We start from the raw sequence: 12947 nt of genomic DNA on the forward strand, positions 1-12947 counted from the left end.
CAACGTCGCAGGCGTCGCGTTAAACGTCTGCAGGACAGAAGAATTGAGGCGAACAGCGGCCGTGGCCAATATAAGTTCACCATTCGGGCAAAACGAGTGGCTGGTCGAGGAGATGTACCGCAAGTTCCGCGACGACCCCTCCTCGGTCGATCCCAGCTGGCATGAATTCCTCGTCGACTACAACCCCGAGGCCACTCACGACGACGCCGCTCAGAGCGACGCGGCGCCAGCCAGCCCTGCCCCCGCGAGGGACAAACCCGCCCCGGAACCGAAGTCCGCGCCGCAAGCCGCGAAGCCCGCGGTGCAACCGGCCAAAAGCACCGCGGCGTCCGGCAACGGTGCCCCGGCCCCCAAGTCCGCGCCGGAAGCCAAGGCCCCCACCAAGGCCCCCACCAAGGCCGCCGCCCCCACCAAGGCCGCCGCGCCCCCGCCCGCCGAGGGTGACGAGGTGCAGGTGCTGCGCGGAGCCGCTGCTGCCGTCGTCAAGAACATGTCGGCGTCACTGGAGGTGCCGACGGCGACCAGCGTGCGGGCCATCCCGGCCAAGCTGCTCATCGACAACCGGATCGTCATCAACAACCAGCTCAAGCGCACCCGCGGCGGCAAGATCTCGTTCACCCACCTGCTGGGGTACGCGCTGGTGCAGGCGGTCAAGCAATTCCCGAACCTGAACCGTCACTATGCCGAGGTCGACGGCAAACCGAACGCCGTCACCCCAGCCCACACGAATCTGGGTCTGGCCATCGACCTGCAGGGCAAGGACGGCAAGCGCTCGCTGGTCGTGGCCGGCATCAAGGGCTGCGAGGAGTTGCGGTTCGCCGAGTTCGTCTCCGCCTACGAAGACATCGTGCGCCGCGCCCGCGACGGCAAGCTGACCGCCGAAGACTTTGCCGGAGTGACGATTTCGTTGACCAACCCGGGAACGATCGGCACCGTGCACTCGGTGCCGCGGCTGATGGCCGGCCAGGGCGCCATCATCGGTGTGGGTGCGATGGAGTACCCCGCCGAATTCCAGGGCGCCAGTCCCGAGCGCATCGCCGAACTGGGTATCGGCAAGCTGATCACCCTCACCTCGACCTACGACCACCGCATCATCCAGGGCGCGGAATCCGGTGACTTCCTGCGCACCATCCACGAGATGCTGCTCTCGGACGGCTTCTGGGACGAGATCTTCCGCGAACTGAGCATTCCGTACCTGCCGGTGCGGTGGAGCACGGACAACCCGGACTCGATCGTCGACAAGAACGCCCGCGTGATGAACCTGATCGCGGCGTACCGCAACCGCGGTCACCTGATGGCCGACATCGACCCGCTGCGCCTGGACAGCACCCGGTTCCGCAGCCACCCAGACCTGGAAGTGCTCACCCACGGACTGACGCTGTGGGACCTCGACCGGGTGTTCAAGGTCAGCGGATTCGCCGGGGCCGAATACAAGAAACTGCGCGACGTGCTGGGCCTGTTGCGCGACGCGTACTGCCGCCACATCGGCGTGGAGTACACCCACATCCTCGACCCCGAGCAACTGCGCTGGCTGGAACAACGGGTTGAGACCAAGCACGTCAAACCGACTGTGGCGCAACAGAAATACATTCTGAGCCGGCTGAATGCCGCCGAGGCGTTCGAGACCTTCCTGCAGACCAAGTACGTCGGGCAGAAGCGGTTCTCGCTGGAGGGCGCCGAAAGCGTCATCCCGATGATGGACGCCGCGATCGACCAGTGCGCCGAGCACGGGCTGGACGAAGTGGTGATCGCGATGCCGCACCGCGGCCGGCTCAATGTGCTGGCCAACATCGTCGGCAAGCCGTACTCGCAGATCTTCAGCGAGTTCGAGGGCAACCTGAACCCGTCACAGGCACACGGCTCCGGCGACGTGAAATACCACCTGGGCGCGGCCGGGGTGTATTTCCAGATGTTCGGCGACAACGACATCAAGGTGTCGCTGACCGCCAACCCGTCGCACCTGGAAGCCGTCGACCCGGTGCTGGAAGGTCTGGTGCGGGCCAAGCAGGATCTGCTCGACCACGGCTCGTCGGACACCGACGAGGCGAAGGCGTTCTCGGTGGTGCCGCTGATGCTGCACGGCGACGCGGCGTTCGCCGGCCAGGGCGTGGTCGCCGAGACGCTGAACCTGGCGCACCTGCCCGGTTACCGCGTCGGCGGCACCATCCACATCATCGTCAACAATCAGATCGGCTTCACCACCGCGCCGGAGTACTCACGCTCCAGCGAATACTGCACCGACGTCGCGAAGATGATCGGCGCCCCGATCTTCCACGTCAACGGCGACGATCCCGAGGCGTGCGTGTGGGTGGCTCAGTTGGCCGTGGACTTCCGGCAGCGGTTCAAGAAAGACGTCATCATCGACATGCTGTGCTACCGCCGTCGCGGTCACAACGAGGGTGACGACCCGTCGATGACGAACCCCTACATGTACGACGTCGTGGACAACAAGCGCGGCGTCCGCAAGAGCTACACCGAAGCCCTGATCGGCCGCGGTGACATCTCGCTCAAAGAAGCCGAAGACGCCTTGCGGGACTATCAGGGCCAGCTGGAGCGGGTGTTCAACGAGGTCCGCGAACTGGAGAAACACGGCGCGCTGCCCAGCGAGTCGGTGGAAGCCGACCAGATGATCCCGGCCGGACTGGACACCTCGGTGGACAAATCACTGCTGGCCCGCATCGGCGACGCGTTCCTGGCGCTGCCCGAGGACTTCACCGCACATCCGCGGGTGCAACCGGTGCTGGAGAAGCGCCGGGAGATGGCCTACGAGGGCAAGATCGACTGGGCCTTCGGGGAGTTGCTCGCACTGGGATCGTTGGTGGCCGAGGGCAAGCTGGTCCGGTTCTCCGGGCAGGACACCCGCCGCGGCACCTTCTCACAACGGCATTCGGTGATCATCGACCGCAGTACCGGCGCAGAGTTCACCCCGCTGCAGCTGTTGGCCGTGAACAAGGACGGCGCGCCTACCGGCGGCAAATTCCTGGTCTACGACAGCCCGCTGTCGGAATATGCCGCGGTGGGCTTCGAATACGGCTACACGGTGGGCAATCCGGAGGCCGTGGTGCTGTGGGAAGCGCAGTTCGGCGACTTCGTCAACGGCGCGCAGTCCATCATCGACGAATTCATCAGCTCCGGCGAAGCCAAGTGGGGCCAGCTGTCTACCGTGGTGCTGCTGCTGCCGCACGGACACGAGGGGCAGGGTCCCGACCACACGTCGGGCCGCATCGAGCGCTTCCTGCAGCTGTGGGCCGAGGGTTCGATGACGATCGCGGTGCCGTCGACCCCGGCCAACTACTTCCACCTGCTGCGCCGGCACGCGATGGACGGCGTGATGCGCCCGCTGATCGTGTTCACGCCGAAGTCGATGCTGCGCAACAAGGCCGCGGTCAGCGACATCAGGGACTTCACCGAGATGAAGTTCCGCTCGGTGCTCGAGGAATCCACCTACGAGGACGGCGACGGTGACCGCAGCAAGGTCAGCCGGATCCTGCTGACCAGCGGCAAGCTCTATTACGAGCTGGCGGCCCGCAAAGCCAAGGACAAGCGCGACGACGTCGCGATCGTCCGCGTGGAGCAGCTCGCGCCGCTGCCCCGCCGTCGGCTCGAGGAGACGCTGGACCGCTACGAGAACGCCAAGCAGTACTTCTGGGTCCAGGAGGAACCCGCCAACCAGGGTGCGTGGCCGTCGCTGGGACTGACGCTGCCCGAGGTGCTGCCGGAGAAGCTCGGTGGGATCAAGCGGATCTCGCGGCGTGCCATGTCGGCGCCGTCGTCGGGTTCGTCGAAGGTGCATGCGGTGGAGCAGCAGGAGATCATCGACACCGCTTTTGCCTAGCGCGAACAGACGCAAAGGTCCCCAAAACCGGCCGGTTTTGGGGACCTTTGCGTCTGTTCGGCGGTGACGGGGGTAGCTCCCAAACCGCGAGCGACCGTGTCTGTACGACGACACACCGCGCTGGCTGGCAGATTGCGGACGCTCGTGAGCTAGCCGCTCACGCCGGAATTGCCGGTCGCGCCGTTGCCGCCGACGGCACCCGCGGTTGAACCGGAACCGCCCGCACCTCCAGTGCCGCCGCCGCCGGCAGTGCCGCCACCCCCTGGGCCACCCGGCGTCTTGATGCTGTCCAAGCCGCCGGTCGCAGTCCCGCCCTTCCCGCCATCACCACCGTCGCCGCCGCCGCCGCCAACACCGCCGGCGCCACCCGCGCCCGCGCTGCCGCTGGATCCGGCCTGGCCCAGGAAGCCTGCCTCGCCCGCCGCGCCGGCGGCACCACCGGCACCGCCGGCACCGCCCGTACCACCGACGCCGCCGCTGCCTCCGAGACCTCCGTTGCCGCCGAACGATCTCTCGCCGACCTGCGTCGCGATCGCTGAGCTGGTGCCGCCGTTGCCCGCCGATCCGCCGTCACCGCCGAGACCGCCGGATCCGCCGAGACCACCCGTGCCCCCGGTGCCGGCAGCACCGCCGGCACCGAACAGCAGCCCGCCGTGGCCGCCGGCCCCCCCGACACCTCCGTTGCCACCCGTTCCGCCGGTGCCACCGACGCCGCCCACGCCCCCGGTGCCGCCGGTTCCGCCGACGGCGGTGACAGCAATAAAGCTGGCCCTAGAGGTGGAGCTACCTCCGGCACCGCCGGTACCACCATTCGCCGCTGTGCCGCCCGCGCCGCCGGTGCCGCCGGTGCCACCGTGTCCGCCAGCCCCGCCGCTACCGAACAGCAGCCCGCCATTGCCCCCGACACCGCCGGCACCGCCAATCCCGCCGCTGCCTGCGGCACCAGCGTCGCTACCGAATCCGCCAACACCGCCGACGCCTCCGGTGCCACCACTGGTGTCCGCGCCGGGAACCGAGCCGGTGTACAGGAAATCCGGGGACCCGCCGGTCCCACCAGTGCCGCCGACCTGACCAAGAGTGCCGTCGACGCCGGTCCCTCCGGTAAAGCCGACCTGAGTCGCGACCTGGCCGGTGACGCCGGTGGCGGCCGTGCCGTTGTCCGGGGTGACGGCGGTGGTGCCGGCCAGACCGGTGCCGCCCTGCCCGCCGGCGCCCCCGCTGCCGAACAAGACGGCGTTCCCGCCGGCACCCCCGGCGCCGGGGTTGCCGTTGTTGACGCCGAGGGCCGCGGCCCCACCGAGGCCGCCGGCACCGCCATTGCCGGACAGCATGCCGCCGGCACCGCCGTTGCCCCCGTTAGCCCCGGCTCCACCGCCACCACCGGTGCCACCGTTGCCGAAGAGCCCGGCGCTGCCGCCGTTACCCCCAACCGCGCCGTCGGCCGTTTGGGTGAAACCGGCGCCGCCGTTGCCGGCCAGGATCCCGCCGGCACCGCCGTTGGGATTCGTCGCCGTTCCGTTGACCCCGTCGCCGATCAGGGGGCGCCCCAGCACCGCTTGGGTGGGCGCGTTGAGCAGGTCGAGCACGGGCTGCAGCACACCAACATTGGTCGCCTCGGCGCCGGCGTAAGCGCCCGCACCGGCCTGTGTCGCCGTCACGAATTGGGCATGGAATGCCGCCGCCTGCGCGCTGAGTTGCTGGAAACTCTGGGCGTGCCCGTCGAACACCGCTGCGATCGCCGCCGATATCTCATCGGCAGCCGCCGGCAGCAACCCGGTGGTCGCAGCTGCGGCAACGGCATTCGCCGCGGCGATTCCCGAACCGATGCTCGCCAACTCCGTCGTGGCGGCCTCGAGCGCCGCGGGAACAGCAACGACAAACGACACGTCAACTCCCTAACCATCGGTCATCGACGGAGGTCGAATCGGTACCAAGGGTACGGCTTGCGTGCCGCGCCGGTGCTGGCTTTGACCCAATAGCCAGGCCGCTGCCAGGCGGGACCGCCGGTACCGGCTAACCTCTATCGAGCCGTATCGAGGGAGGGTGTTCATGCAGGGGTTTGCCGGCAAGGTAGCCGTAGTGACCGGCGCGGGATCGGGCATCGGACAGGCGCTGGCCCTGGAGCTGGGCCGGTCCGGGGCCAGCCTGGCGATCTGCGACGTCGACGCCGAAGGTCTGGCCCAGACCGAGGAACAGCTCAAAGCGATCGGGGTGCAGGTCAAGGCCGACCGGCTCGACGTCACCGAACGGGAACGGTTCCTGGAGTACGCCGACGAGGTCGCCGAGCACTTCGGCAAGGTGAATCAGATTTACAACAATGCCGGCATCGGCCACACCGGTGACGTCGAGGTCGAGCACTTCAAGGACATCGAACGCGTGATGGACGTCGACTTCTGGGGGGTGGTCAACGGCACCAAGGCGTTCCTTCCCCACCTGATTGCGTCCGGTGACGGCCACGTCATCAACATCTCGAGCATCTTCGGATTGTTCTCTGTCCCAGGGTATTCCGCGTACAACTCGGCCAAGTTCGCCGTGCGCGGCTACACCGAGGCGTTACGGCAGGAGATGCGTTTGCACGGCCACCCGGTGGGGGTTCTCGCGGTGCACCCGGGCGGGATCAAGACCGCGATCGCCCGTAACGCCACGGTGGGCGAAGGCCACGATCGCGACGACCTGGCCGAACTGTTCGACAAGCGGCTGGCCAACACCAGCCCGAAGCGAGCCGCCAAGATCATTCTCGACGCGGTGCGCAAGAACCGCGCGCGTGTGCTGGTCGGCCCCGACGCCAAGGTCTTGGACCTGATGGTGCGGGTGACCGGTTCGGGGTATCAGCGGATCACCGAGCTGTTCATCAGTAAGGTCATCCCGCCCAAACACTGAGACGACGTTCGAAACGTTGAAATGACTTGAGGGCGCGCCACATTGACGTCCACCAGTCGCTGAATATCCCCGCACAGCTCTAGGTTCGGTTCACCGGCGTGACCGGCAATCAGATCATGCCGCCGGTGTTGAACCCATTCCCCGACCAGGACTCAACGCCCCAGCGGGTGCTCGGCCAGCCAGCCGTCGGCTACCACCTGGGGATCGGCGCCGTCGGCCACCTTGCGGCGCATCTCGGCCAGCGCAGCGGTGTCCAGTACCCCGGCGGGTTCGTTGATCGCCAACAGCTGTCGGGTGCTCAGGCCGTTGCGGCGGTACAACGGCACCACGTTCTGCGCCTGAATCAAGGACTCCTTGCTGCTGTCGGCCAGCGCGATCAGATCCGACGGCAGGCCGGGGTCGGCCGTCCTGGCCCATGCCGTGATCATCTCGCCCGCCCGAAGCGCCGCGAAAAGCGTTGTGTCGTCTGGGAATTCGCGTGGCGGCGGCATCCGGCAGGAACCCACCGCGGCAGGCGCCTGCCGGCCCCGGACGATGCCCGCGGTCAAGCCGGCGCAATGCCCGGGCAACAGGGTCAGGTCGCTGCCGCCCCAGGCACCCGAGGTCGCCGGCGTGATCACCACCGTCGGTTTGTCTTCGGCGGCGGTGGCGTAGTCGCCCGCGGCCACACCCTCGGGCAGGGCGGAGTTCATCGCTTGGTAGACCTGCTTGTCGGACAGCGCCGAGGAACCGGGCTGCAACGACTGCAATACCGTGCCGGTGTAGCCGGGAACCACGGTGAAGGCACCCGCATCCAGCTTCGCCATCGGGTTCTCCGCGGTTTCGGCGCGGGTGGGGAAACCGTAGGACCGCAACGCCGCGACGTAGACGGCAGCCAACAGGCGCGAGTCGGCATCGGGCTTGGATCCGACGACGAGTTCTGCCGGGTGCGTCGACGAGCTGGAGCAGCCGGTGACAACCGACATGAAGACCAGGATCAAGACCGGCAACAACGCGGCCGGCCTGCCGCCCCACACCGTCAGTCGGAGAAGTCCGCGGCCAGAGCCACCGCGCGGGCGACCGCCTCGCCGACGCGCCGGTCCAGCGGGCTGGGCACGATCCGGTCGACCGCGAGGTCTTCACTGGCCACCGAGTAGATCGCCTCGGCCGCGGCCACCATCATCTTCTCGGTGATCCGGCGCGCCCCGACGTCGAGGGCGCCGCGGAATATCCCCGGGAAGGCCAGCACGTTGTTGATCTGGTTCGGGAAGTCGCTGCGGCCGGTCGCGACGATGGCGGCGTACTTGGCCGCGACGTCGGGATGGATCTCGGGGTCGGGGTTGGACAGCGCGAACACGATTCCGTTGGGCGCCATGGTGGCGATCAGAGCCTCGGGGACCACGCCGCCGGACACCCCGAGGAAGACGTCCGCGCCGTCGAGCGCCTCGACCAGCCCGCCGGTGCGGCCGCCGGGGTTGGTGCGGCGCGCCAGATCGGCTTTCACGCTGTTCAGGTCGTCGCGGGAGTGGTGCAGGATGCCGCGCGAGTCGAGCACCATGATGTCCGAAACCCCCATGGCGAGAAGGAGATTGGTGCACGCGACACCGGCCGCCCCGGCGCCGGAGACCACCACCCGCACCGAGGACATGTCCCGCCCCAGCAGCTTGGTGGCACCCATCAGGGCCGCGAGCGCGACGACCGCCGTGCCGTGCTGGTCGTCGTGCATCACCGGACAATCGAGGGCTTCGATCACCCGTCGCTCGATCTCGAAACAGCGCGGCGCCGAGATGTCCTCGAGGTTGACCGCACCGAACGTCGGCCGCAACCGCACCAGGGTCTCGACGATGGCGTCGGGATCCTTGGTGTCCAGCACGATGGGGATCGCGTCGAGCCCACCGAACTCCTTGAACAGCGCGCACTTGCCTTCCATCACCGGCAACGACGCCGCCGGCCCGATGTCACCGAGGCCCAGCACGGCGCTGCCGTCGCTGACGACGGCGACCAGCCGGTTGGCCCACGTGTAGCGCGCGGCCAAGGTGCGATCCGCGGCGATCGCGCGACTGACCTGGGCGACGCCCGGGGTGTAGGCGAGCGACAGGGCACGCTGGGTGTCCAGCGGGGCCGTCAAACCCACCGACAGCTTGCCGCCTTCGTGTGCCTCGAAGATCTCTTCGTCCGTGACGACGACCTGGGGACTTGGCTCGGGAAGGCTTTTCACCATGTCAAGGGTTTCGGACACGGCTGCCAGGGTACTGCGCAGCCGCTGGCGACCCTAATCCGTGTCAGATCAGGCCGAGGTCTTTGACCGCGTTGCGCTCGTCAGCCAACTCACCGGTGGTCGCGTTGATCTTGCCCCGGGAGAATGCGTCGATCTCGAGACCCTGCACGATCTCCCAGTTGCCGTTCTTGGTGGTGACCGGGAACGACGAGATCAAGCCCTCGGGCACGTCGTACGAGCCGTCGGAGTAGACCGCCATCGACACCCAGTCGCCCTCGGGGCTGCCCAGCAGCCAGTCGCGGGCGGCGTCAACGGTCGCCGAGGCCGCCGAGGCGGCCGAGGAGGCGCCGCGCGCGTCGATGATGGCCGCACCGCGCTTGGCGACGGTCGGGATGAAGTCGTTCTCGATCCAGTCCTGGTCGTCGACGACCTCGGCCGCGTTCTTGCCGCCGATCTCGGCATGGAAGATGTCGGGGTACTGGGTGGCCGAGTGGTTGCCCCAGATGGTCACCTTCTTGATGTCGGTGACGGCCGCGCCGGTTTTCTTGGCCAGCTGGGAGATCGCCCGGTTGTGGTCCAGTCGGGTCAGCGCGGAGAACCGCTCCTTCGGGATGTCCGGGGCGTTGTTCAGCGCGATCAGCGCGTTGGTGTTGGCGGGGTTGCCGGTCACGCCGATGCGGATGTCGTCGGCGGCGACCTCGTTGAGCGCCTTGCCCTGTGCGGTGAAGATGGCGCCGTTGGCCTCCAGCAGGTCGCCGCGTTCCATGCCCTTGGAGCGCGGGCGGGCGCCGACCAGCAGGGCCAGGTTCACGCCGTCGAAGATCTTGTTGGCGTCGGCGCCGATTTCGACGCTGCTCAGCAGCGGGAACGCGCAGTCGTCGAGTTCCATGACGACGCCTTCGAGCGCCTTGAGCGCCGGCTCGATCTCCAGCAACCGCAGTTCGATGGGCCGGTCCGGGCCCAGCAGCGAGCCGCTGGCCAGACGGAACAACAGGCTGTAGCCGATCTGGCCGGCGGCACCGGTGACGGCGACCTTGAGAGGACTTGCGCTCACGTCGGTTCTGCTCCTTCTAGACGGGTTCGCGTCGAAACTATCGCACCGGGGCCGTCGCGAATCCGCCGGTCCGTTTTGTCGCGGTGAGACGCGTACGATAGACCACCGCCGGTCAGACCTGCCCAGCGATCGGAGGTTGACGTGTTTCCCGGATTCGACGCATTGCCCGAAGCACTCAGACCGGTCGCGCGCAACAAGCCGCAGCACGTTCATTCGGTCCCCGGTCCGACCGTCCCGACCCTGGTCGACTGCGGCGTCTACGTCGACGGGCATCGGTTGCCGGGCAAGTGGGCACCTGCTGACGCGTTGGCCAAGGTGCGGGAGCTGAGACGGGCCGGCGACTCGGCTTACGTGTGGGTGGGGCTGCACGAACCCGACGAATCCCACATGCAGGAAGTGGCCGACGTCTACGGGCTGCACCCGCTGGCCGTCGAGGATGCCGTGCACGCCCATCAGCGGCCGAAGCTGGAACGCTACGACGAGACGCTGTTCCTGGTCCTCAAGACGATCAACTATGTGCCGCACGAGTCGGTGGCGCTGGCCCGCGAAATCGTCGAAACCGGCGAGATCATGATTTTCGTCGGGGAGGATTTCGTGGTCACCGTCCGCCACGGCGAACACGGCGGGCTGCACGAGGTCCGCAAGAAGATGGACGCCGACCCCGAACACCTGCGGCTAGGCCCGTACGCGGTGATGCACGCGATCGCCGACACCGTGGTGGACCACTACCTCGCCGTGACCAGCCTGATGGAAGACGACGTCGACGCCATCGAGGTGGTCGCTTTCGCGCCGGGACGCTCGATCGACGTCGAACCGATCTACCTGCTCAAGCGTGAGGTGGTGGAGATGCGCCGTTGCGTGGCCCCGCTATCGGGTGCGTTCCAGCGGATGCAGACGGACAACAAGGACCTGATCTCCAAGGAGGTGCGGCGCTACCTGCGCGACGTCGCCGACCACCAGACCGAGGCCGCCGACCAGATCACCAGCTACGACGAGATGCTGAACTCGCTGGTGCAGGCCGCGCTGGCCCGGGCGGGCATGCAGCAGAACATGGACATGCGCAAGATCTCGGCGTGGGCCGGTATCGTCGCCGTGCCCACCATGGTCGCCGGCATCTACGGCATGAACTTCCATTTCATGCCGGAGCTGGATTCCAGGTGGGGTTATCCGTCGGTGGTCAGCGTCATGGTCGTGGTCTGCGTGTTCCTCTACTTCAACTTCCGCCGGCGCGGCTGGCTGTAGGCCAGCCCCGGTCACGCGCGATCGGGGTCCAGCACGTCGACGCCGTCGATGTCCCAGGTTTGTCGCATCGCCTCGGCGCCCTTGAGCCGCACCCAGGCGGCCTCGATCGCAGTGATCGGCGTCGCGGAAAGAAATCGCACCGGGTCGCGCGGCGGATCCACCGGCAGATCGGCAATATCGCTGTGCCCCAGAAGCACTGCGCTGAACGCCGTCCCTTTCCACAGTGACCTACCGAGGTCGATCAGCGCGTCGGCCACCAGAACAATGCCTTCCACTGCGGGTGTGGCCGCCACGACCGCCAGGCTGCGCGCCAGACCGACGGTAGTTCCTGGATCACGCAGGCGCAGCACCACTTCGGCGCGCGGACCGCGCTGTTGATCGGTGACGAATTCGGTCGGATCGGTCATCGGATGGCGCGAGCAGCCCAGTGTGACGAAATGCGTCAGCCCGGCAGTGCGGAACCGCAGCACCTCGATGGGTTCGCTGCCCAGAAAAGTCACGCTCGCGGAATCCGGCTTGGTGTCGGCGAAATGCGCACGCAGATGAGCGCGCACGGCTTCCAGCGTCATTCGGCACGCGGCAACGTGAGGTTGACACCGGAGTCGGCGTCGAACACGACGATTTTGGCGGTGTCGAATGCGAGCTGGACCGGTTGGCCTATCGCTGCCTTCGACTCGGTGGGAACCCTTGCCACGAACTGGTTTTCGTTCACCTCGGACTCGGCGGCCACCTCGTCCAGGCGTGCCGAGTGCACCTCGGGCCCCGCGGTGGTGAAGTACACGTACTTGTCCGAACCCAGCGACTCGACCAGATCGACTCCGACGTCGAAGACCAACGAACTGATCCGCTGGTAGCCGTCGATCAGGGCGGCGTCGACGATATGCTCGGGCCGCACCCCGACGATGACGTTCTCCGGTTTCGGGTGCGACGCGATCACGTCCTGCACGTCCGGGGTCAGCGCCACCTCCCCGAACGGCAGATTCAACCCCAGGGTCGTCAGGGTGGCCGGGAAGAAGTTCATCGCCGGCGAGCCGATGAACCCGGCGACGAACAGATTCGCTGGTCGTTCGTAAAGCTCTGCGGGCGTGCCGATCTGCTGCGCGACGCCGTTGTGCATCACCACCACCCGGTCGCCGAGCGTCATCGCCTCGGTCTGGTCATGGGTGACGTAGACAGTGGTGGTACCCAGCCGCTTCTGCAGCCGGGCGATCTCGCCGCGCATCTGCACCCGCAGCTTGGCGTCGAGGTTGGACAGCGGTTCGTCCATCAGAAAAGCCTTGGGCTGGCGCACGATTGCCCTGCCCATCGCAACCCGCTGCCGCTGACCACCCGACAACTGCGCAGGCCTGCGATCCAGCAGAGCGGTCAGGTCGAGGATCCGGGCGGTCTCCTCGACCTTCGCCGCGATGTCAGCCTTCTTCAGCTTGGCCAGCGTCAGCGGGAACGCGATGTTCTGACGCACCGTCATATGCGGATACAGCGCATAGGACTGGAAGACCATCGCGATATCGCGGTCCTTGGGCGCTTTCTCGTTGACCCGTTCACCGCCGATCCGCAGCTCGCCCGACGAGATGTTCTCGAGTCCGGCGATCATGTTCAGTGTCGTGGTCTTGCCACAGCCCGACGGTCCGACCAGGATCAGGAATTCGCCGTCGGCGATCGTGATGCTCAAGTCCTGCACGGCGGTGTGCCCGTCGGGGTAGCTCTTGTGAACGTGTTCCAGCACGATCTCGGCCATC

At 67.4% G+C, this 12947-nt stretch carries 9 protein-coding genes; 3 read left to right on the forward strand and 6 right to left on the reverse strand.

Going from position 1 to position 12947, the window contains the following annotated elements; genetic code table 11:
* Window positions 1-61: 61 nt before the first annotated feature.
* Entirely contained in the window at window positions 62-3835 is a 3774-nt protein-coding gene (locus AC5Y47_RS01160; RefSeq protein ID WP_499941179.1) for a multifunctional oxoglutarate decarboxylase/oxoglutarate dehydrogenase thiamine pyrophosphate-binding subunit/dihydrolipoyllysine-residue succinyltransferase subunit, read from the forward strand.
* A 149-nt stretch (window positions 3836-3984) separates the two neighbouring features.
* Here AC5Y47_RS01160 and AC5Y47_RS01165 read toward each other — a convergent pair whose 3' ends face one another.
* Window positions 3985-5721, reverse strand: a complete 1737-nt coding sequence (locus AC5Y47_RS01165; protein ID WP_499941181.1) for a PE family protein — start codon at window positions 5719-5721, stop codon at window positions 3985-3987.
* Window positions 5722-5884: 163 nt separating this feature from the next.
* Between AC5Y47_RS01165 and AC5Y47_RS01170 the strand changes: the two genes are divergently transcribed.
* The gene (locus AC5Y47_RS01170) at window positions 5885-6715 is read left to right on the forward strand and encodes an SDR family NAD(P)-dependent oxidoreductase (RefSeq protein ID WP_499941183.1); all 831 of its coding nucleotides are present in this window, start codon (window positions 5885-5887) and stop codon (window positions 6713-6715) included.
* A gap of 152 nt (window positions 6716-6867) precedes the next feature.
* On the opposite strand, the gene AC5Y47_RS01175 is transcribed toward AC5Y47_RS01170, so the two are convergent.
* The 3 genes from AC5Y47_RS01175 to AC5Y47_RS01185 all read right to left on the reverse strand — a co-directional run bounded on the left by AC5Y47_RS01175 (window position 6868) and on the right by AC5Y47_RS01185 (window position 9966).
* Entirely contained in the window at window positions 6868-7680 is an 813-nt protein-coding gene (locus tag AC5Y47_RS01175) for a glycine betaine ABC transporter substrate-binding protein (RefSeq protein WP_499941185.1), read from the reverse strand.
* 53 nt (window positions 7681-7733) lie between these two features.
* Complete coding sequence (locus AC5Y47_RS01180; protein WP_499941414.1) at window positions 7734-8915, reverse strand: NAD(P)-dependent malic enzyme; 1182 nt, start codon at window positions 8913-8915, stop codon at window positions 7734-7736.
* Window positions 8916-8976: 61 nt separating this feature from the next.
* The gene (locus tag AC5Y47_RS01185) at window positions 8977-9966 is read right to left on the reverse strand and encodes a malate dehydrogenase (RefSeq protein WP_499941187.1); all 990 of its coding nucleotides are present in this window, start codon (window positions 9964-9966) and stop codon (window positions 8977-8979) included.
* Window positions 9967-10107: 141 nt separating this feature from the next.
* On the opposite strand from AC5Y47_RS01185, the gene corA reads away from it, so the two are divergent.
* Window positions 10108-11208: a magnesium/cobalt transporter CorA gene (gene corA / locus AC5Y47_RS01190; protein ID WP_499941189.1), complete on the forward strand. Its 1101-nt coding sequence runs from the start codon at window positions 10108-10110 to the stop codon at window positions 11206-11208.
* Between the two features lie 11 nt (window positions 11209-11219).
* Here corA and AC5Y47_RS01195 read toward each other — a convergent pair whose 3' ends face one another.
* Window positions 11220-11777, reverse strand: coding sequence for a suppressor of fused domain protein (locus AC5Y47_RS01195; RefSeq protein ID WP_499941191.1), 558 nt, complete (start codon window positions 11775-11777; stop codon window positions 11220-11222).
* Window positions 11774-12946 carry an ABC transporter ATP-binding protein gene (locus AC5Y47_RS01200; RefSeq protein WP_499941193.1) on the reverse strand — a complete coding sequence of 391 codons (1173 nt, stop codon included), beginning with the start codon at window positions 12944-12946 and terminating at the stop codon, window positions 11774-11776. The genes AC5Y47_RS01195 and AC5Y47_RS01200 overlap by 4 nt, the downstream gene beginning before the upstream one ends.
* Window position 12947 lies beyond the last annotated feature (1 nt).

The sequence above is a fragment of the Mycobacterium sp. NGS22 genome, assembly GCF_059813095.1.